The organism is Pseudomonas fluorescens (genome assembly GCF_005938625.1).
Classification (GTDB): Bacteria; Pseudomonadota; Gammaproteobacteria; order Pseudomonadales; family Pseudomonadaceae; genus Aquipseudomonas; species Aquipseudomonas fluorescens_BD.
Genome location: NZ_VCNJ01000001.1, coordinates 128,289 through 147,477, shown reverse-complemented (window position 1 = coordinate 147,477; position 19,189 = coordinate 128,289). Strand labels below are relative to the sequence as shown.

18 protein-coding genes are annotated in these 19,189 nt (G+C 59.0%); 9 read left to right on the top strand and 9 right to left on the bottom strand.

Features of this window, described 5'->3' with window-relative positions:
- Positions 1 to 209: 209 nt before the first annotated feature.
- Positions 210 to 1,226, bottom strand: a complete 1,017-nt coding sequence (locus FGA82_RS00620; protein WP_141125636.1) for an AraC family transcriptional regulator — start codon at positions 1,224 to 1,226, stop codon at positions 210 to 212.
- A 291-nt stretch (positions 1,227 to 1,517) separates the two neighbouring features.
- Between FGA82_RS00620 and efeU the strand changes: the two genes are divergently transcribed.
- The 4 genes from efeU to efeO (FGA82_RS00595) are packed head-to-tail and all read left to right on the top strand — an operon-like array spanning position 1,518 to position 5,742.
- Positions 1,518 to 2,363, top strand: a complete 846-nt coding sequence (gene efeU / locus FGA82_RS00610) for an iron uptake transporter permease EfeU (protein WP_108224687.1) — start codon at positions 1,518 to 1,520, stop codon at positions 2,361 to 2,363.
- A gap of 8 nt (positions 2,364 to 2,371) precedes the next feature.
- The gene (gene efeO / locus FGA82_RS00605; RefSeq protein WP_141125635.1) at positions 2,372 to 3,571 is read left to right on the top strand and encodes an iron uptake system protein EfeO; all 1,200 of its coding nucleotides are present in this window, start codon (positions 2,372 to 2,374) and stop codon (positions 3,569 to 3,571) included.
- A gap of 18 nt (positions 3,572 to 3,589) precedes the next feature.
- Positions 3,590 to 4,888, top strand: coding sequence for an iron uptake transporter deferrochelatase/peroxidase subunit (efeB, locus tag FGA82_RS00600; protein WP_141125634.1), 1,299 nt, complete (start codon positions 3,590 to 3,592; stop codon positions 4,886 to 4,888).
- Positions 4,889 to 4,917: 29 nt separating this feature from the next.
- Positions 4,918 to 5,742 (top strand): iron uptake system protein EfeO, encoded by an 825-nt coding sequence (gene efeO / locus FGA82_RS00595; protein WP_141125633.1) that lies wholly within the window; start codon positions 4,918 to 4,920, stop codon positions 5,740 to 5,742.
- Positions 5,743 to 5,864: 122 nt separating this feature from the next.
- On the opposite strand, the gene pssA is transcribed toward efeO (FGA82_RS00595), so the two are convergent.
- Positions 5,865 to 7,208 carry a CDP-diacylglycerol--serine O-phosphatidyltransferase gene (pssA, locus tag FGA82_RS00590; protein WP_141125632.1) on the bottom strand — a complete coding sequence of 448 codons (1,344 nt, stop codon included), beginning with the start codon at positions 7,206 to 7,208 and terminating at the stop codon, positions 5,865 to 5,867.
- 202 nt (positions 7,209 to 7,410) lie between these two features.
- Here pssA and FGA82_RS00585 point away from each other — a divergent pair, with 202 nt between their 5' ends.
- Positions 7,411 to 7,974, top strand: coding sequence for a TetR/AcrR family transcriptional regulator (locus FGA82_RS00585; protein WP_141125631.1), 564 nt, complete (start codon positions 7,411 to 7,413; stop codon positions 7,972 to 7,974).
- A gap of 55 nt (positions 7,975 to 8,029) precedes the next feature.
- Entirely contained in the window at positions 8,030 to 8,509 is a 480-nt protein-coding gene (locus FGA82_RS00580) for a DUF1348 family protein (RefSeq protein ID WP_038361256.1), read from the top strand.
- A 122-nt stretch (positions 8,510 to 8,631) separates the two neighbouring features.
- On the opposite strand, the gene sfnG is transcribed toward FGA82_RS00580, so the two are convergent.
- Positions 8,632 to 9,714 (bottom strand): dimethylsulfone monooxygenase SfnG, encoded by a 1,083-nt coding sequence (gene sfnG / locus FGA82_RS00570; RefSeq protein ID WP_141125629.1) that lies wholly within the window; start codon positions 9,712 to 9,714, stop codon positions 8,632 to 8,634.
- 358 nt (positions 9,715 to 10,072) lie between these two features.
- Between sfnG and FGA82_RS00565 the strand changes: the two genes are divergently transcribed.
- A complete protein-coding gene (locus tag FGA82_RS00565; protein WP_141125628.1) occupies positions 10,073 to 10,852 on the top strand; it encodes a TSUP family transporter in 780 nt (259 codons plus the stop codon).
- On the opposite strand, the gene nudC is transcribed toward FGA82_RS00565, so the two are convergent.
- The 4 genes from nudC to FGA82_RS00545 all read right to left on the bottom strand — a co-directional run bounded on the left by nudC (position 10,820) and on the right by FGA82_RS00545 (position 15,193).
- Positions 10,820 to 11,650: an NAD(+) diphosphatase gene (gene nudC, locus FGA82_RS00560; protein WP_141125627.1), complete on the bottom strand. Its 831-nt coding sequence runs from the start codon at positions 11,648 to 11,650 to the stop codon at positions 10,820 to 10,822. The two genes, FGA82_RS00565 and nudC, sit on opposite strands and share 33 nt — an antisense overlap.
- 6 nt (positions 11,651 to 11,656) lie before the next feature.
- Positions 11,657 to 12,469 (bottom strand): crotonase/enoyl-CoA hydratase family protein, encoded by an 813-nt coding sequence (locus FGA82_RS00555; protein WP_141125626.1) that lies wholly within the window; start codon positions 12,467 to 12,469, stop codon positions 11,657 to 11,659.
- Positions 12,470 to 12,687: 218 nt separating this feature from the next.
- Positions 12,688 to 13,611 (bottom strand): magnesium transporter CorA family protein, encoded by a 924-nt coding sequence (locus FGA82_RS00550; RefSeq protein ID WP_141125625.1) that lies wholly within the window; start codon positions 13,609 to 13,611, stop codon positions 12,688 to 12,690.
- Positions 13,612 to 13,618: 7 nt separating this feature from the next.
- On the bottom strand, positions 13,619 to 15,193 hold the full coding sequence (locus FGA82_RS00545; protein ID WP_141125624.1) for a RimK family protein: 1,575 nt from the start codon (positions 15,191 to 15,193) through the stop codon (positions 13,619 to 13,621).
- A gap of 92 nt (positions 15,194 to 15,285) precedes the next feature.
- Here FGA82_RS00545 and FGA82_RS00540 point away from each other — a divergent pair, with 92 nt between their 5' ends.
- The gene (locus tag FGA82_RS00540) at positions 15,286 to 16,386 is read left to right on the top strand and encodes a GNAT family N-acetyltransferase/peptidase C39 family protein (RefSeq protein WP_141125623.1); all 1,101 of its coding nucleotides are present in this window, start codon (positions 15,286 to 15,288) and stop codon (positions 16,384 to 16,386) included.
- Between the two features lie 108 nt (positions 16,387 to 16,494).
- Here FGA82_RS00540 and FGA82_RS00535 read toward each other — a convergent pair whose 3' ends face one another.
- Together FGA82_RS00535 and FGA82_RS00530 are read right to left on the bottom strand one after the other, a co-directional pair.
- On the bottom strand, positions 16,495 to 17,649 hold the full coding sequence (locus tag FGA82_RS00535) for a PQQ-dependent sugar dehydrogenase (protein WP_141125622.1): 1,155 nt from the start codon (positions 17,647 to 17,649) through the stop codon (positions 16,495 to 16,497).
- A 53-nt stretch (positions 17,650 to 17,702) separates the two neighbouring features.
- On the bottom strand, positions 17,703 to 18,023 hold the full coding sequence (locus FGA82_RS00530; RefSeq protein WP_007914772.1) for a hypothetical protein: 321 nt from the start codon (positions 18,021 to 18,023) through the stop codon (positions 17,703 to 17,705).
- Positions 18,024 to 18,212: 189 nt separating this feature from the next.
- On the opposite strand from FGA82_RS00530, the gene FGA82_RS00525 reads away from it, so the two are divergent.
- Positions 18,213 to 19,079: a Ku protein gene (locus FGA82_RS00525; protein ID WP_141125621.1), complete on the top strand. Its 867-nt coding sequence runs from the start codon at positions 18,213 to 18,215 to the stop codon at positions 19,077 to 19,079.
- The last annotated feature ends 110 nt before the right edge of the window (positions 19,080 to 19,189 follow it).

The following is a 19,189-nucleotide window of genomic DNA, read 5'->3' as shown; positions in this document are numbered from 1 at the left end:
TCGCGCTGTGCGGGGCTTGGGGCAATGGTCAAAGCTATCAATGTGGCTGACTGGTTTGGCCATGACCGCTACCACACTGATCGTTCCCACGCTCTGCGTGGGAATGCAGCCTTGGACGCTCTGCGTCAGCTCCAGAGCTGGAACGCGGAGCGTCCCTTGAGGCATTCCCACGCAGAGCGTGGGAATGATCAAGCGGCGGATGTGTTGGGTCAGACAACCTCATTCAGGATCAACGTGCGATAGTGCCCCGGATTCGACCCCGACCACTTGCGAAACGCCTTGTAAAACGAACTCGCATCGGCAAACCCTAATCGCGCGGCAATCTCGACAAAACTGATCGAAGGCTCAGCCAGCCAGACAATCGCCAACTCCTTGCGCACACTGTCCTTGAGGCCTTGATAGGTCTGCCCTTCCTCCGCCAGTCGCCGGCGCAACGTCGAGGCCGACATGCACAATTGCTGCGCCAAGGCCTCGGTTTCCGGCCATTGTTCAGCGGGCAGTTGCCGTAGATCCTGCTTGATCCGACTGGCAAGACTCTCCGGATCGCGGTACTTCACCAGAATATTGGCCGGGGCGTGGGCGAGAAAGCGTTTCAGCTCCTCGGCCGTGCGCTTGATCGGCAGCTCGAGGCAATCCGCCGAGAAGATCATCCGCGTACGAGGCCGGTCGAAACGCAGGTTTTCCGAAAACATCACCCGATAGTCATCGGTGAAATCCGGCTCGGGGCAGCGCAGTTCAATGGCCAGAATCGGAATTCGCCGCCCCGCCAGCCAGCAGGCCACACCGTGGACGATCATCCAATAAGTGAAATAGGTGAAGGCGCGGCGCGGTTCGGGGTCATCTTCCAGCAGGACGATTTCCGCCAGACTTTGCTGGTGCACCAGTTGCGCGGGCATGCGTTCAAGCATCAATGACAGAAAGCTCAGGCCCGTGCTCAAACCCGCTGCCAGTGTCGGTTGCGCAATGGCGCTGCGGCAGAGGAATTCCAGGCTGCCGGACTTGAGTTTGCGCGGGTCCATGCCAAAGAACTCGTCGTCGCCACGGCGCGCCAATAACCGCCAGAGTTTCGCGTACTGCGAGGCCGGCACCCGGCCGTGCTCGGTTTGCAGCAGCAGCGGATCAATCCCGACCTTGTTCAAGACTTCTTCCGTGGCCACGCCCGGGGCACAACTTTGCAGCAGCGCTTCACGCACCAGTTGCACGGCGATGGTGTCTTTTTCCGACATGGAGCGCGCTGAACCTTGTTGTTTTTGAATGGCAGGCATATTACCGCAGGACACGAATTCAACACGAATCCCCTGTAGGAGTGAGCCTGCTCGCGATGGCGTCGTGTCATTTAGCGCTGAATGTTCTGACACACCGCTATCGCGAGCAGGCTCACTCCTACAGGGATCAATGCGAGGCAAAAATTGAGGTCGTTCAGCAACTGTTCAGGTTTATGTCAATCAATGTCATGTGAGAATGACTTTCATTATGTTACAACTTGTAACCTCTTCGAATGACTTATTGGACACCGAATGCTCGTTCCCTTCCTGATCATGCTGCGCGAAGGCATTGAAGCCGCGCTGATCGTTGGCATCATCGCCAGCTACCTGCAACAGACTGGCCGTGGTCAATGGATGCCCGCCGTGTGGATCGGCGTGTTTCTCGCCGCCGCCCTCGCCCTGCTGGTCGGTGGTGGCCTGGAACTGGTCAGCGCAGAATTCCCGCAAAAGCAACAGGAGCTGTTCGAAGGCATCGTCGGTCTGGTCGCGGTGGGCATTCTCAGCTCGATGGTGTTCTGGATGCGCAAAGTCGCGCGCTCGATCAAGCATTCGCTGCAAGCCTCGCTGGATCACGCGCTGACTTCTTCAAAGCATCAGGTCATTGCGCTGATTGCCATGGTGTTTTTCGCTGTCGCCCGTGAAGGCCTGGAAACGGTGTTCTTCCTGCTCGCAGTGTTCCAGCAAAGCGAAGGCCCGGGCGCGCCGATCGGTGCCCTGCTCGGGCTGATTCTGGCAATCATCGTCGGCTTCCTGATCTACAGCGGCAGCATGCGCCTCAACCTTTCGGCGTTCTTCAAGTGGACCGGCCTGTTCATTCTGGTGGTGGCCGCCGGGATTCTCGCCAACTCCGTGCAGGCCCTGCATGAAGCCGGGCTGTGGAATCACCTGCAAACGGTGCTGTTCGACTTCAGCGCGACGCTGCCGATGGATGGCCCGCTGGGCTCGGTGCTGGCCGGCATGTTCGGTTATCAGGATGCGCCGACCATCAGCACCCTCGGTGCTTATCTGATCTATCTGCTGGTGGCGCTGGTGATGTTTTTTTACCCGGCTCCCGCGCCGAAGCCTTCCGCACAATCGTCTTCCGTTTCCAGCCAATAAGGGCATTCATGTCAAAGCCTAATACTCCTCAGGCCTCCCCTCCCCGCGCCTTGCGTTGGGCGGTGGCCGGCTCGGTGGTGGTGATGATCGCCGCCGGCGGTCTGTTTTATTACGCCTCGAAAATGGCTGCGGCCAAGCGTCAGCACAATCACGATGAAGTGGTCGTGAACATTCATCCGGGCAGTTGCGAGCCAAACGCGCTGACGGTGCCGGCCGGTCGCGCCAGTTTCCGCATCGTCAACCGCTCCGATCGTGCCGTGGAATGGGAAATCCTTGACGGCGTACTCGTCGTCGAAGAACGCGAAAACATCGCGCCGGGCCTGAGCCAGGTGATCAACGCCAATCTGCAACCGGGCGATTACGCGATCACCTGCGGATTGCTGAGCAACCCGCGCGGCACCTTGCACGTGACGCCGACGGCAGCCTCTGACGCAGCGGCCAAAGCCAAGCCTTCGATGGTCGCCTTCGTCGGGCCGCTGTCGGAATTCCGCGTGTACCTGGCCAGCCAGAGCAGCGCGCTGATAAAAGCCGTGACCGCGCTCAACCAAGCCATTGAAAGCGGCGATTTGAGTCAGGCTCAGGCGCTGTACCTGCCGGCACGCTCGGCGTATCAACATCTGGCCCCGGCTGCGCAGCGTCTGGCAGAACTGGACAACAGCATCAACGCCCGCGCCGATTACTTCGAAAAACGCGAGCAGGATCCAGCCTTCGTCGGCTTCCATCGCCTCGAATTCGGCCTGTTCCAGCAGCGCAAACTCGACGATCTGGCACCGGTCGCCCAGCGCCTGCTCAGCGATGTCACCACGCTCAAACAACAACTGCTCGCGCAGAGCCTGCCGCCGGAGCAACTGGTCAACATCGTCGTGCGCAACCTCAACACCTTGGCCGATGTGCGTGCTGCCAGCGGAGAAGAGGAGCGTTATAGCCACAGCGACCTCAACGGTTTCGCCGCCAATGCGCAAACCGCGCACAAAGTCGTCGACCTCCTGCGACCAATGCTGAGCAAATCGGCTGCCGAGCTGCTGCCGAAAATCGACCAGGCACTGGCGGATTTCGACACAGAACTCGACACCTACAAGATCAAGGACGGCTACGCCAGCTACGACTCCGTCAGCGGCGCACAACGCAAGCAGATCGCCGACAAGGCCCAGGCTCTGGCCGACGCACTGGATGGCATCGATCCCGCCCTCGGCCTCTCCGGCCTGTAAGCAGAAGACGAATTCGCGATGAAAGATTCAGAAAACTTCAATCTGCAACGTCGCCGTGTCCTGATGGGCATGGGCGCCGCCGGTGTCGCCCTCGCCGGTTCCGCCCTGAGCTGCCCGGCCATGGCCGCCGCACCTGCGCAAGTCACCGAAGCACCGAGCAGCGACAAGACCGAAGACCGCCACGATTTCCACGGCGTACACCAGACCGGCATTGTCACCCCGCGCCCGGCGTCGGGCATGCTGGTTTCCTTCGATGTGTTGGCCAGTGACCGCGAAGACCTTGAGCGACTGTTCCGCACCCTCAACGAGCGCATCGCGTTTCTGATGAAGGGTGGCCCGGTCGCGCAGATCGACCCGAAACTGCCGCCACCGGATTCCGGCATCCTCGGCCCGAACGTCACGCCGGACAACCTGACCATTACCGTTTCTGTCGGCGAATCGCTGTTCGACGAGCGCTTCGGTCTGGCCGAGGCCAAGCCCAAGCGTCTGATACGCATGGTCGGTTTTCCCAACGATGCGCTGGAAGCCGATTGCTGCCATGGCGACCTGAGTTTGCAGTTCTGCTCGAACACCGCCGACACCAACATTCACGCCCTGCGCGACATCGTCAAAAACCTCCCCGACCTGCTGCTGGTGCGCTGGAAACAGGAAGGCAGCGTGCCGCCGCAAGCCCCGGCGAAACCCGGTGTGCCAGCGCAATCGGCGCGCAACTTCCTCGGCTTCCGTGATGGCTCGGCCAACCCCGATTCCAACGACAGCAAAGCCATGGATCGTCTGGTCTGGGTACAACCGGGCAGCGACGAGCCAGCCTGGGCCGCCCACGGTAGTTATCAGGCTGTGCGGATCATCCGCAATTTCGTCGAGCGCTGGGACCGCACACCGTTGCAGGAGCAGGAAAGCATCCTTGGCCGGGTCAAAACCACCGGTGCACCGATGGGTGGCCAGCATGAAAGCGAAGTCCCGGATTACAGCAAGGACCCGGCGGGCAAGCTGACCAAACTCGACGCGCACATTCGTCTGGCTAATCCGCGTACGGCTGAAACCCAGGCCAACCTGATCCTGCGCCGGCCGTTCAACTACTCCAACGGCGTGAACAAGAACGGCCAGCTCGACATGGGCCTGCTGTTCATCTGCTATCAGGCCGATCTGGAAAAAGGCTTCATCACCGTGCAGACCCGCCTCAACGGCGAACCGCTGGAGGAATACCTCAAGCCGGTCGGCGGCGGTTACTTCTTCACCCTGCCGGGTGTCACGGGCGACAAGGACTTCATCGGTCGCTCGTTGCTCAACGCCACACAACCGAAAACCGCTGCATAAAACAACATCCCAACACTGGAGCCGCCCCCATGAAAAAGACGCCACTCGCGCTATTGCTGACCCTTGGTTTGCTCAACACCCCGCTGTCGGCGTTCGCCGCGACAGCACCGCTGGATCTGGTCGGGCCGGTGTCGGACTACAAGATTTACGTCACCGAGCAACTGGATGAGCTGGGCAGCCACACCCAGCAGTTCACCGACGCGGTGAAAAAAGGTGACCTGGCCGCCGCGCAAAAGCTCTACGCCCCGACTCGCGTTTACTACGAGTCGATCGAGCCGATTGCCGAGCTGTTCAGTGACCTCGATGCGTCCATCGACTCGCGCGTCGACGACCACGAGAAAGGCGTGAAGGCCGACGACTTCACCGGTTTCCACCGCATCGAATACACGCTGTTCTCGGAGAAAAGCACCCAGGGCCTGAACGAGCTGGCCGACAAGCTCAACAGCGACGTCAAAGACCTGCAGACCCGCGTCGCCGGCCTGACCTTCCCGCCGGAGAAAGTCGTCGGCGGTGCCGCTGCGCTGCTGGAAGAAGTGGCCGCGACCAAGATCTCCGGTGAAGAAGATCGCTACAGCCACACCGACCTGTATGACTTCCAGGGCAACATCGACGGCGCGAAGAAAATCGTCGACCTGTTCCGTCCGCAGATCGAGAAGCAGGACAAGGCGTTTGTCGCGAAGGTCGACAAGAACTTTGCCACGGTCGACAAGATTCTGGCCAAGTACAAGACCAAGGAGGGTGGTTTCGAGACGTATGACAAGGTGAAGGATAACGACCGCAAGGCGCTGGTCGGGCCGGTGAATACGCTGGCTGAGGACTTGTCTACGTTGCGTGGCAAGTTGGGTCTGAATTAAGTTTTTTAGCGTCTGGTCTGGCCCCTTCGCGAGCAAGCTCGCTCCCACATTTGGAATGCATTTCCCTGTGGGAGCGAGCTTGCTCGCGAAGGCTTTATCAGCCGCGCTAGATAATTTCGATTTTAGAGAATCCGGTAGAGCAACCGCTCAATCCGCACCCGACTCACGCGCTTGAGAAACTTGGCCACCCCGGCCGGGTATTCCGGCAGCGTCTCCAGACTCTGGAAATTCTCGATCCGCGTGGTATGGCGGAAAATCTCTTCCAGTTCCTTCGCCCGCGGCTCCAGCCACTCCCCTTTCGGATCATCGATCAACAACGCATTTTCCAGATCGAGGCGGAACGCCCGTGGATTAAGGTTGTTGCCGGTCAGCAACGTATAGCGCTGATCAACCCACATGCCCTTGAGGTGATAGGTGTTGTCGCCATCACGCCACAGGTGCAGGTTCAACTGGCCGCTGTCGATGTTGCGCTGATGGCGCTTGGCAAAGCGGCGCAAGCTGATCTCGTACAGATACGGCAACGCTGCGATCACCTTGAACGGCTCGCTCGGCGGAATGTAAAAGTCGTTGGCGGTCTTGTCGCCGACCACAATGTCGATCTTCACGCCACGGGCCAATGCGCGGTTGATCTCGCGGATCACGCCCAGCGGCAAGTTGAAGTACGGCGTGCAGATGGTCAGCTGTTTTTGCGCGCTGGCAATCAGTTCGAGAATCGCCCGGTTCAACGGGTTGTTCTTGCCGACGCCGAGCAACGGGGTAACGGACAGACCGTCTCTGGCAGTGCTGCCAGTGGCCGTGTCGTACGTTGCATATTTGAGGCGGCTACGCAGATCGCCGATATCGTTGCGCAGGCTACGCGTGGTCGGCAGGTTGGGCAGGTCGAGGCGATGCACCGCTTTCGATTCGATCAGGCCGTGCTTGACCAAATGATGCATCGAGTCGGCCAGTTCAGCGCTTTGCAGGACGTGATAACGGTCGAAACGGTACTTGTCGAACTTGTGCAGGTAGACGTTGTTCAGGCTCGCGCCGCTGTAGACCACACAGTCGTCGATCACGAAGCCTTTCAAATGCAGCACACCAAACAACTCGCGAGTCTGCACCGGCACGCCGTACACCGGCACTTCGCTCTGGTGCGTGCGGGTCATTTCCTGATACCACGCCGAGTTGCCCGGCTGCTTGCCGGCGCCGATCAGTCCGCGCTGCGCGCGCAACCAGTCGACCACCACGGCGATTTCCAGCTCGGGACGCTTGAGCTTGGCGGCGTGGAGAGCATCGAGGATTTCCTGACCGGCTTCGTCTTGCTGCAGATACAGCGCAACGATGTAGATGCGCTGCGTCGCCGTGGCGATTTTCTCCAGCAGGCAACGACGAAACTCGGCGGCGCCGGACAGAATGGTCACAGCCTCGGCGGTCAGCGGGAAGCTGCGCAGTTTAGGCAGCAAGGAACGTTTGAAAAGCAACGGCATAGGGCTCGCAATGGGTCGAATCCGAAGAACCCGAGAGCTTACACCATCACATCCTTCGGGTCTTGTTAGTGCCCGTAATGAGATCAAGATCGCAGCCTTCGGCAGCTCCTACACGGGCCAATGTAGGAGCTGCCGAAGGCTGCGATCTTTTGATTTTAAAAAGCCATTGCCAAAGGAGAACAATCGTTCTACTGTTCGTCACATGAACGAAATCACTAGCAACGACACACGCGACATCATTCTGGATGTCACCGAAAAGTTGATCTACAAAAGTGGCATCGCTGCCACCAGCATGGATCTTCTGGTGAAAACCGCCGGCGTCTCCAGAAAAAGTATCTACCGTTACTTTGCCGACAAGGACGCCTTGACCGTCGCCGCTCTGCAACGCCGTGACGTGCGCTGGATGCATTGGTACCGAAGCGCTGTCGATCAGGCCGAGACCCCGGCCGATCGCCTGCTCAACCTGTTTACGGTGCTTAAAAGCTGGTTCGCCTCGGAAGGCTTTCGCGGCTGCGCGTTCATCAACACCAGCGGTGAAACCGGCGACCCGCAGGACCCGGTGCGGCTGGTCGCCAAAGAACACAAACAGAAGCTGCTCGACTACGTGTGCGAGCTGTGTACCGAACATGGTGCCGAGGATCCGCAACTGCTGGCCAGGCAGATGCTGATCCTGATTGACGGCGCCATTACCGTAGCGCTTGTGATGGGTGATCACAGTGCCGCCGATAATGCGCAATGCATGGCGCGAAAGTTATTGGACCTGTAACGCCTTAATAAGCCGGACTTGTTGTTCAATTATTAATTAGATCGGGAGACTGAACATGTCTACTGCAGCCCAGGTACGTCCGCCATTACCGCCCTTCAACCGTGAATCGGCGATCGAGAAAGTTCGTTTGGCCGAGGATGGCTGGAACTCCCGCGACCCGGAGCGGGTATCGCTGGCCTACACCCTCGACACCAAATGGCGTAACCGCGCCGAATTCGCCAACAACCGCGAAGAAGCCAAGGCCTTTCTGACCCGTAAATGGGCGAAAGAACTGGATTACCGTTTGATCAAGGAGCTGTGGGCTTATTCGGATACCCGCATTGCCGTGCGCTATGCCTATGAATGGCACGATGATTCGGGCAACTGGTTCCGCTCTTACGGCAATGAAAACTGGGAATTCGACGAGCAAGGCCTGATGTTCCAGCGCTATGCGTGCATCAACGATATGCCAATCAAAGAGAGTGAGCGCAAGTTCCATTGGCCGCTGGGCCGGCGCCCGGATGATCATCCGAGCTTGTCCGACCTCGGCCTGTAAGCCAACACAGCTCCAAATGTAGGAGTGAGCCTGCTCGCGATAGCGGTGTGTCAGTCAACATATAAGTTGAATGTTCACACGCCTTCGCGAGCAAGCTCGCTCCCACAGGTTTTGCATAGGGTTCAAGCGACGGCGGCGGTCTTCTCGGCCTCCAGTTCGCGAACGAGCGGCAACACTCGCTCGCCGAAATACTCGACCTCTTCCTGAAAGTGCAAAAACCCCGCCAGCACCAGATCCACCCCCACCGCTTTCAGCGCCACGATCCGTTCGGCAATCTGCAGCGGCGTGCCAATCAGATTGGTCTTGAAGCCATCGTTGTACTGCACCAGATCCTCAAACGTCGATTTTGCCCAGTTGCCCTCACCCTCTGGCGATGCCCGGCCCGCCTGTTTCGCTGCATCGCCAAAGGCGTTTACCGCTTCCGGATCGGCCTGATCGATGATCTGCGCAAGTACCGCCCGCGCCTCCTCTTCGGTATCGCGGGCGATGACAAACGCGTTCACGCCAACCTTCACCGAATGATTGTTCGCCGCTGCTTTGGCACGAATATCGTCAACCTGCGCCTTGATTCCCTCAACGCTGTTGCCATTGGTGAAATACCAGTCCGAGACCCGCGCGGCCATGTCACGCGCCGCACGGGAACTGCCGCCCTGAAAGATCTCCGGACGGCCCAGCGGTTTCGGTTTCAGGCTGTAATTGTCGAAGCGGTAGAAGTCGCCGCGAAAGGTGAAGTTGTCTTGGCTCCAGACACCCCGCAATGAGCGGATAAACTCTTCGGAACGACGATAACGCTCGTCGTGCTCCAGCCAATGCTCGCCGATGGCCTGAAACTCGCCTTTGAACCAGCCGCTGACGATGTTCACCGCGATGCGCCCGTTGGTGAGTTGATCGATCGTCGCCAGTTGCTTGGCCGCCAGCGCCGGTTGCCACGGCCCGGGCAGGATCGCGGCGATTACCTTGAGTTTACTGGTGGCCGCGAGTAACGCGTGGCTGAACGCGACCGACTCATGCTGGAACTCGGCGCCATAACCGGCGGTGAAACGGATCTGCGTCAGCGCATATTCGAACCCGGCCGCCTCGGCGATCTGCGCGAGTTTGCGGTTGTAGTCGATGCCCCAATCGGTGCGCTGTTCGATCTTGCTGACCACCAGCCCACCGCTGACGTTCGGCACCCAGTAGGCAAATTTAACGGCTTGCTGACTCATTGGCGTGTCCTCGGGACATTTGCGGAGATGGGAGTGGTAGAGCAGCAAGCGTGCCAGGGTTGGAATGCCTGGTTTTGTTGAGCTTCCCGGCTATCAAGATGTTTTTTTAAGGGGGATTTGTTGGCTGGATGTTGAGTGGACAACAGTAAGTTTTGCATTGGCTGGGATGCCGCCTTCGCGAGCAAGCTCGCTCCCACAGGGGATTTGTAGTGAATATTGATTTTGTGAACACCCCAAAAAACTGTGGGAGCGAGCTTGCTCGCGAAGGCGTCAGACGGGTCGCCGCAAAAGTTGGATACAGGTAACATGACCGCCCTCCCCGCAGCCAAATCTGCGCCCTGCCGAATAAGCCGACTCCATGCCTTTCGAACTCAGCGTTGACCTCACCACCCTGGCCATTCTGGCCTTTGTCGCTTTCATTGCCGGCTTCATCGACGCCATCGCCGGCGGTGGCGGTCTGTTGACCACGCCTGCCCTGCTGACGGCTGGCCTGCCGCCGCATCTGGTGCTCGGCACCAACAAATTGAGTTCGACCTTCGGTTCGGCCACCGCCAGTTTCACCTTCTACAAACGCAAATTGTTTCACCCGCGCCAATGGACACACGCCATCGTCGGCACACTGGTCGGCGCACTGACCGGCGCCGTCGTCGCTCATTACCTGCCGGCCGAATGGCTGAACAAGATGCTCCCGGTGATCGTCTTCGCCTGCGGTCTTTACCTGTTGTTCGGCGGCACGCCAAAAGCACCGCTGGACAGCGATGCGCCGATCAAAAAGAAATGGCAATCGACCCAAGGCTTCAGCCTCGGTTTCTACGACGGCGTGGCGGGTCCGGGCACAGGCGCGTTCTGGACAGTCAGCAGTCTGCTGCTTTACCCGATTGACCTGGTCAAGGCCAGCGGCGTGGCGCGCAGCATGAACTTCGTCAGCAACATTGCGGCGCTGTCGGTGTTCGTGTTTTCCGGGCAGGTGGACTGGATCATCGGCCTGAGCATGGGTCTGTCGGTGATGGTCGGCGCGTTCTTTGGCGCGCGCACCGCGATCAGCGGCGGCGCCAAGTTCATTCGCCCGGTGTTCATCACCGTGGTCCTGGGTTTGACCGTGCGCCTAGCCTGGCAGCACTGGTTCAGCGTGGCCTAAGCGCCGCGCCACGTAGACGTCGATCAGGTAACGGGCAATCGACTTGGACGCCGGCAACGGCGGCAGGTCGTGCACGTTGAACCACTGGGCGTCTTCGATCTCGTCTTCCTGACAGACAATCTCGCCACCGGCGTATTCGGCATGGAAGCCGAGCATCATCGAATGCGGGAACGGCCAGCACTGGCTACCCAGATACTGAATGTTCTGCACCTCAATCTGCACTTCTTCACGCACTTCACGAATCAGGCAATCCTCGGCCGACTCGCCAGGTTCCGCGAACCCTGCCAGCGTGCTGTAAACCCCGGTGACGAAACGCGGTGAACGCGCCAACAGAATCTCGTCGCCCCGGGTGATCAGCACGATCATGCTCGGCGAAATGCGCGGGTAACTGCGCAGGTCGCACGGCTGGCAATACATCGCCCGCTCACGCGGCACTTGCGTCATCGCTTGCCCGCAATTGCCGCAGAAGCGATGTTCGCGCGCCCAGGTGCCGATCTGCGCGGCGTAACCGAGCACTTTGTAGATGGTGTGATCGCCATCGAGCATGAACGCCCGCAGACCTTTCCAATTGCAACCCGGCACCTCACTGGCGCGGTGCAACTCCAACAGGTACACCGGCTCGCCATCGAGATGGCCAATGCCGTGCTCGGCGAGAACTGACAAGTCCTGACGCTTGAGCCATTCGCGCGGGAACAACGCGCCGTTGTCATCGAACAGAAAGCCTTCCGGGCTGCGCGCCACGGCCCAGCCGCCTGGTTGATCGGTGTCGAGTACTGCAGTGGTCCAGCGAGCTATCATGGTTTCTCAGTCCAGAAATTCGGGTTTCTGTTTGCTCATGTGGGCGGCCATGGCCACGCGCAAGTCGGTGGATTGCAACATGGCGGCGTTCCAGGTGGCAACGTATTCGAGACCATCGTCGATACGATGGTCGCGCATGTAGCTGATCATTTCCTTGGTGCCGGTAATCGCGATCGGCGACTTCGATGCGACCTCGCGAGCGATGTCCAACACGCCTTCAAGCAGCGCGTCCTTGTCGTTGTAGACGCGATTGACCAAGCCGATGCTGCGCGCTTCTTCGGCGCCGAAGGTGCGACCGGTGTAAGCCAGTTCACGCAGCATGCCGTCACCGATGATCCGTGGCAACCGTTGCAAAGTGCCAACATCGGCGGCCATGCCGATGTCGATTTCCTTGATCGAGAATTGTGCGTCCTCGGCGGCGTAGCGCATGTCACAGGCGGCGATCAGGTCGATGGCGCCGCCCAGGCAATAGCCCTGAATGGCCGCGAGCACCGGTTTGCGGCAGTTATCGACGGCATTGAACGAAGCTTGCAGGGTGAGGATCTTGCGGCGCAGCAGGCGCGCGTTGCGGCCGACGTCCTTGCCCAGTTCATTGGCGACGCCGGCGAGCATCATCAGGTCGATGCCGGAGGAAAAATGTTTACCGTTGCCGCTGAGCACCACCACGCGCACTTCGTCGGTGTCGTCGATCCACTGGAAGATCTCGACGATCTCGCTCCAGAACGCCGCGTTCATCGAATTGATCTTTTCCGGGCGATTGATCTGCACATGGGCGATGTTGTCGGCCAGTTCGACGCTGAAGGCGGAGTATTGAGTCATGGCAGTGATCCTTTACCGGGCAGAAAATGAGGCCCGAACTATAACAAGGCATCACGGCGGCGGTTCGGCCAAATGCGGGACTGTCCTGAGTTTTACTTCGCCTGTGCCGGCCTCTTCGCGAGCAGGTCGAATCGTCGCACCGTCGCTCCCACATTTTGAAATGCATTCCCCTGTGGGAGCGAGCTTGCTCGCGAAGAGGCCAGATCAATCACGAAACATCATCGAGCCAAACGCCGCAACCCAAACAACATCCCCCCCGCCCCTAACAACATCGCCGCCAGAAACAGCGGATAGGAAATCCACCACGGCGTCCCCGCCGTCATCATGCTGAACTCCGACATCCCGCCAATGCTCGCAATCAGGTTCAACGGCAGAAACACCACGTTGATCAACGTCAGCTTGCGCAGCAGGTTGTTCATGCTGTTGTTCATCAGGTTGCCACGCGCATCGATCAGCCCGGAAAACACTGTTGAGTAGATTTCCGCCTGCTTGTAGCACTGGTTGTTCTCGATGATCAGGTCGTCGATCAGGCCGAGCGCTTCGCTGCCGAAATGCTGCTTCTCGGCATGATTGCGCAGGCGCGTCAGGACCGCGCCGTTGCTGTGCAGCGCGTTGATGTAATAGATCAGGCTTTCGCTGAGGTTGAACATCTGCACCAAGTGCTGGTTCTGCATCGAGGCGTTGAATTTCTGCTGCAACTCACGGGCGACCAGTTTGATCACCTTAAGGTGCCCGAGGTAGTGGTGGATGTTGTTGAACAGCAGGTCGAGCAACACATCCAGCGGCGTATTCAACGGCTGACGGGTGCCGAGGCCGTGCAGCGGCGTGTCGTCGGTGGCGATCACCAGCAATTGTCCCGGCGCAAACAGCAATCCGCACGACGACACTTCAAACGCCAGACTGCCACCGCCGGAATAGTTTTCCGGACGTTTCCAGATCAGGAACAGATGGTCGGGATGGAACTCGATGCGTGACACCTCGTCCGGGTCCAGCGCTGACGCCAATGCGTGTTCATCGACCTTGAAATGACTGTGCAGCAAGTCGCGCTCGGCGGCATCGGGGTTGCTGAACAGCATGACCTCGGCGTCCAGCCGCTCGACCCGCTGCAAAGCGCCGTGGCTCAGTGTAAAGCTGTTGATCATCGGCGGATCACCAGGCCTGACCGCGACGCTTGAGTTCCAGGCGGCGCACGAATTCTTCCAGCACCAGTGAATACAGATCGTCGTGCAGATAGGCGTCTTCGATGCCGGCGTCGAGGTTGGGGTTGTCGTTGACTTCGATCACCACCACTTTGTCGCCGGCCTGCTTCAGATCGACACCGTAGAGGCCGTCGCCGATCAGGTTGGCGGTCTTCACCGCCAGTTCCACTACAGCGCGTGGCGCCTCGTGGATCGCCATCGTCCGGCATTCGCCGTTGACGTCCTGGCCTTTGGCCTTGTGGTTGTAGATCTGCCAATGGCCCTTGGACATGAAGTATTGGCAGGCGAAGATCGGTTTGCGATTGAGCACGCCGATGCGCCAGTCGTACTCGGTGTAGAAAAACTCCTGCGCCAGCAGCAACACCGAGTGTTCAAACAACTCTGCAGTCGCCTCAAGCAAGGCCTGCTGGCTTTCGACCTTGATCACGCCACGGGAAAAACAGCCGTCGGGAATCTTCAGGACCAGCGGAAAGCCAAGCCGCTCGCCGACCCGTTCGAAGTCTTCGGGTCGCTCCTTGTAGAGAATCTCGGTGGCGGGCATACCCAATTGATGGCTGTTGAGCAGATCGGTCAGGTAGACCTTGTTGGTGCAGCGCAAAATCGACGTCGGGTCATCCATCACCACCAGTCCTTCACTCTCGGCTTTCTTGGCGAAGCGATAAGTGTAGTTAGCGACACTTGTGGTTTCGCGGATCAGCAAGCCGTCGTACTCGGCGAGACGTGCGTAATCCTTGCGCTCAATCAGTTCAACATCGATGCCCATGGTTTTACCAACCCGGACGAAATTCGCCAGTGCCTTGGCGTTGGACGGCGGCAACGCCTCCTGCGGATCGTGCAGAATCGCCAGGTCGTAGCGCGCCACTTGCGGCGAGCGCGGTACACGCCAGACTTTACGGCTGAAACCGTCCAGCGCGTTGGCAAACTGATCTTCCTGATCATCGCGCAACTTGTGCAAGGCGCCGGACTTTATACCTTCGATGTGCCAACCGTTAGTTCGGCGAAACTCAACTAACAGAATCGGACAGGGAAATACTTCAAACAATTGTCGGGCCAGATCCTGTAATGGTTCGATATGGGTCCGACCGAAATACAGGGTCAGGGTAAAACCTTCGGTATCACTGTAGAGATGATGAATAAGGGCTTTCTCGAGGGTCTTATCGAGATCATCCAGCGCCAGACCGTACAGTGATTTTTTCGTCAGTTCGCTGATGGTACGCACCGAGGGAATCACCTTGTGCCCCCGTGCTTCGGCGAGCAGCGAGCAGTAGTAGCCGTGGCCCAGGTACTTGTAACTGCGGCACAGATTGATCACCTGTACGCGTTTGCCCGGCTCGCTGTCACGGCTGCGCTCGAGGTATTCCTGCGCCGTCAGGATGTCTTCGCTGGGGAAATATGAAGCCCAGTCTTCCTTGCGCTCGACAATTATCAACACTTGGCTGGATGCCTTAATCGCCGAACTTAAATAAGTTGCCGCCGGCAAACTTTGCTCGGATACTTCGCGCCAATGACCCTGTACCGCTGACATAGAGATTGATCCGTTGGAGAACAAGACCTTTTCTATTAAGCACGAAGTTTTTTGAAAGTCTCGTTTCGTTACGCAACTTTTACGGTGGTCATATGAAGGCTGTTTTTCGTTTGGCGGTAGTTGAAGACTTGCCGGCGCTGCTGGCACTGGAAATGCAATGTTTCACCACGGACCGGCTCACCAGTCGCAGCTTTCAGTGGATGATCACCCGTGCTCACGGACAGTTGCTGGTGGCAGAGTGCGACGGCCAACTGCTGGGTTACGCGCTGGTGTTGTTCCATCGCGGCACTTCGCTCGCCCGGCTGTACTCCATCGCCATCGCCGTCGAGGCGCGCGGTACGGGCCTGGGCAAGGCATTGCTGCAGCGCATTGAAGCGATGGCGCTGGAGCACGACTGCGCGTACCTGCGCCTGGAGGTGCGCCTCGACAACCCTGCGGCCGTTGCCTTGTATGAGCGTAATGGCTACCGGCGTTTTGCGCTGATTCACGATTACTACGAAGATCACGCCGACGCGCTGCGCCTGGAGAAACGCATTCTCCAGCACCGCGATTCGCGCAGCATCAAAGTGCCCTATTACCGGCAAACCACCGATTTCACCTGTGGCCCGGCCTGCCTGTTAATGGCCATGGGTGCACTGCAATCGGAACGTTTATTGGAGCGGCGTGAAGAGTTGCAGATCTGGCGTGAAGCGACCACGGTGTTCATGACCTCCGGCCACGGCGGATGCAGTCCACAGGGATTGGCGTTGGCGGCGTGGCGTCGAGGCTACAAGGTGGGTTTGCAACTGAGCCTGGCCGGGCCATTGTTTCTCGACGGTGTGCGTGATGCGCATAAAAAAGACGTCATGCGCCTTGTCCACGATGAGTTCACGGCGCAATTGCAGGAGACCGATGTCGAGTGTGTGATCGGCGCTTCAATGGATCTGCCGCGATTGCTGGATGCCGGTGGGCAACCGCTGGTGTTGATCAGCAGCTATCGGCTGACCCGCTCCAAGTCGCCGCACTGGGTAATCGTGACCGACTGCGACGAGGATTTCGTTTACCTGCATGACCCGGATGTCGATCACAGCCAGCATCGGCAGCCCATGGATTGCCAGCATGTGCCGGTGAGCCATGGGGAGTTCGAGAAAATGTGTCGTTTCGGTCGGGGTAAATTGCGTGCGGCGGTGGTGCTGTATTCCCGCGAAACGTAAGCCTCCGCATGTAGGAGCTGCCGCAGGCTGCGATCTTTTGATTCTGAAAAACAAGATCAAAAGATCGCAGCCTCGTTGCACTCGACAGCTCCTACAGGGGGATCGTCTTTAAAGCGCGGGCTTAAGGCCGATTTTGTACAGTGAACCTTTCTCTTCATCGGTCAGCACATAGAGATAGCCATCCGGACCTTGCCGCACATCGCGAATCCGCTGCTTGAGTTCGCCCAGCAAGCGCTCCTCGTGCACCACTTTGTCACCATCGAACTGCAAGCGGATCAGTTCCTGAGTCACCAGCGCGCCGATAAACGCGTTGTGTTGCCACGGTTTAAAACGATCGGCGTCGTAAAACGCCATACCGGTAACGCCCGGAGATTTCTCCCAGACATGGTGCGGCGCGACAGTGCCTTCGGCCGTTTTGCCCTGGGCTTCCGGAATCGGCTGCATCGAGTAATTGATGCCATGGGTCGCCAGCGGCCAACCGTAATTCTTGCCGCGCTCGATGATGTTCACCTCATCGCCGCCACGCGGGCCGTGTTCGTTTTCCCAGAGCGTACCGGTCCAGGGGTTGAGCGCCGCGCCCTGTGGGTTACGCACGCCGTAAGCCCAGATCTCCGGCCGAACGCCGGACTGGCCGACAAAGGGATTGTCTTCCGGCACCTTGCCGTCCGGGTAGATGCGCACGACCTTGCCTTGCAGCTTGTCGAGATCCTGCGCCGTCGGCCGGTCGTTGTTCTCGCCCAAAGTAATGAACAAATAACCGTCGCGATCAAACACCAGCCGTGAGCCGAAGTGATTGCCGACCGAAAGCTTCGGTTCCTGGCGGAAGATCACTTTGAAATCCTTCAGCGTCTTCAAGTCATCCGAGAGCCGGCCACGCCCCACAGCGGTGCCGGCCTTGTCGCCGGCACCACCGCCTTCGGCATACGACAGATAAACCAGGCGATCCTGTTTGAAGTCCGGCGACAGCGCCACATCCAGCAACCCGCCCTGCCCCTTGGCCCAGACCTGCGGCACGCCGGAGACAGGCGCCGACAGTGTGCCGTCGGCCGCCACCACGCGCAGATTGCCGGGCCGCTCGGTGACCAGCATGCCCTGGCGATCCGGCAGAAACGCCAGTGCCCATGGATGCTCAAGACCTGCGGTGATGGTCGTGACTTCGAGGGTGCCCTGTTCGCTTTGCAGCTCTTTGGGAGCGGCGGCAAAGGCCGGGGCACTGAGCAGCGCACCGGCACACAGTGTGGCTAGAAGGGTTTTACGCAACATGCACGATTCCTTTTGTTCGTTTGTGGGGGCCGGCAGGACTTCAGTCCTGCCGCTCAACGGTTGCTGTCTCCGCTGCGCGAAGGTGGGTTGGGAATGAACGTGGGCGGCGTGCTCGGCACCGAGCGGATCGGCTGGCCGTTGCCGATGCCACGGTTTTCGACAGTGGGCTGGCGCGGCGTCGGTACCGTGTTCGGCCCCCGAATGGGGGGAGCGCTGGGCTGGGTGCCCTGCATGCTGTTGGGGTTGGCCCGGCGGATGGGGCTGTTGTAGGGGTTGTTGCTGTTGCCGGTCGGGCTTTGCGCCAGCAAGACGTCGGCATGAACCAGACCGCCACTGAGGGTCAGGACGACGATGCCAAGCAGAATTCGGTTCATGACGCTGCCTCTCGATGGGCTTGGGATAGAGCCTTCGAGTCCACGCTACGCTCAGGGTTCGGATTTGTTAACCCGCAAGCCTTAAACAACATGTAACACGGCTTGACCGAGTCACTGGAAACCCGCGCAATCCGGGGAAACTTTCAGTCACAGCCGCAGGTCATCCGATCATCACTCGGAGAACTCACCATGGCTCGGGCAATCTGGAAAGGCGCGATCAGTTTCGGACTGGTGCACATCCCTGTCGCGCTGGTATCGGCGACCTCGTCGCAGGGCGTCGACTTCGATTGGCTCGACAGCCGTAGCATGGACCCAGTGGGTTATAAACGGGTCAACAAGGTCACCGGCAAGGAAGTCACCAAAGAGCACATCGTCAAAGGTGTGGCCTATGAAAAGGGCCGCTATGTGGTGCTCAGCGAAGAGGAAATCCGCTCGGCGCACCCTGTCTCAACGCAGACCATCGATATATTCTCTTTTGTCGACGCCGAACAGATTCCTCTGCAAAACATCGACACGCCCTACTACCTGGCGCCGGACAAGCGCGGCGGCAAGGTCTACGCGTTGCTGCGCGAAACCCTTAGCAATACCAACAAAGTTGCCCTCGCCCGCGTGGTTTTGCATACGCGGCAATACCTCGCGGCGTTGATGCCTCTCGAATCTGCTTTGGTGCTGGTGAAGTTGCGCTGGCCGCAGGAAGTTCGCAGCCTCGATACGCTGGAACTGGGCAGCGAAGTGACCAAACCGCAGTTGGCCAAGGGTGAACTGGACATGGCCAAACGGCTGGTTCAGGACATGAGCGCGGACTGGAAACCCGAAGACTACAAGGATGAATTTGAAGACAAGATCATGGCCCTGGTCGAGAAAAAGGCCCATGAAGGCAAGATCGAGGATGTTGAAACGGTGGGTGGCGAGGAAGAGCGCAAGACGGCCGATGTTATCGATTTGACCGAGTTGCTGAAGCGCAGTCTGGGCGGGAAAGCAGTGGCGAAACCGAAGGCGAAAGCAGAGAAACCGGCAAAAGCTGCGCCAGCGAAGAAAACCAAAAAGGCTTCCTGATAGTGATTGGTTGTTCTTGAGACAGCCATCGCGAGCAGGCTCACTCCTACAGGGGAGCGCATTTCAAATGTAGGAGTGAGCCTGCTCGCGATGGCGTCAGCAGCGTCTGC

Excerpts from the sequence above, each read along its gene's own strand:
- nudC (WP_141125627.1), bottom strand. The coding sequence starts at position 11,650 with ATGATAGCTCGCTGGACCACTGCAGTACTCGACACCGATCAACCAGGC.
- FGA82_RS00620 (WP_141125636.1), bottom strand. The coding sequence starts at position 1,226 with ATGTCGGAAAAAGACACCATCGCCGTGCAACTGGTGCGTGAAGCGCTG.
- FGA82_RS00530 (WP_007914772.1), bottom strand. The coding sequence starts at position 18,023 with ATGAACCGAATTCTGCTTGGCATCGTCGTCCTGACCCTCAGTGGCGGT.
- efeB (WP_141125634.1), top strand. The coding sequence starts at position 3,590 with ATGAAAGATTCAGAAAACTTCAATCTGCAACGTCGCCGTGTCCTGATG.
- FGA82_RS00580 (WP_038361256.1), top strand. The coding sequence starts at position 8,030 with ATGTCTACTGCAGCCCAGGTACGTCCGCCATTACCGCCCTTCAACCGT.
- FGA82_RS00540 (WP_141125623.1), top strand. The coding sequence starts at position 15,286 with ATGAAGGCTGTTTTTCGTTTGGCGGTAGTTGAAGACTTGCCGGCGCTG.
- FGA82_RS00555 (WP_141125626.1), bottom strand. The coding sequence starts at position 12,469 with ATGACTCAATACTCCGCCTTCAGCGTCGAACTGGCCGACAACATCGCC.
- efeO (WP_141125633.1), top strand. The coding sequence starts at position 4,918 with ATGAAAAAGACGCCACTCGCGCTATTGCTGACCCTTGGTTTGCTCAAC.
- FGA82_RS00550 (WP_141125625.1), bottom strand. The coding sequence starts at position 13,611 with ATGATCAACAGCTTTACACTGAGCCACGGCGCTTTGCAGCGGGTCGAG.
- FGA82_RS00525 (WP_141125621.1), top strand. The coding sequence starts at position 18,213 with ATGGCTCGGGCAATCTGGAAAGGCGCGATCAGTTTCGGACTGGTGCAC.
- FGA82_RS00535 (WP_141125622.1), bottom strand. The coding sequence starts at position 17,649 with ATGTTGCGTAAAACCCTTCTAGCCACACTGTGTGCCGGTGCGCTGCTC.
- FGA82_RS00585 (WP_141125631.1), top strand. The coding sequence starts at position 7,411 with ATGAACGAAATCACTAGCAACGACACACGCGACATCATTCTGGATGTC.
- sfnG (WP_141125629.1), bottom strand. The coding sequence starts at position 9,714 with ATGAGTCAGCAAGCCGTTAAATTTGCCTACTGGGTGCCGAACGTCAGC.
- FGA82_RS00545 (WP_141125624.1), bottom strand. The coding sequence starts at position 15,193 with ATGTCAGCGGTACAGGGTCATTGGCGCGAAGTATCCGAGCAAAGTTTG.
- efeU (WP_108224687.1), top strand. The coding sequence starts at position 1,518 with ATGCTCGTTCCCTTCCTGATCATGCTGCGCGAAGGCATTGAAGCCGCG.
- FGA82_RS00565 (WP_141125628.1), top strand. The coding sequence starts at position 10,073 with ATGCCTTTCGAACTCAGCGTTGACCTCACCACCCTGGCCATTCTGGCC.
- pssA (WP_141125632.1), bottom strand. The coding sequence starts at position 7,208 with ATGCCGTTGCTTTTCAAACGTTCCTTGCTGCCTAAACTGCGCAGCTTC.
- efeO (WP_141125635.1), top strand. The coding sequence starts at position 2,372 with ATGTCAAAGCCTAATACTCCTCAGGCCTCCCCTCCCCGCGCCTTGCGT.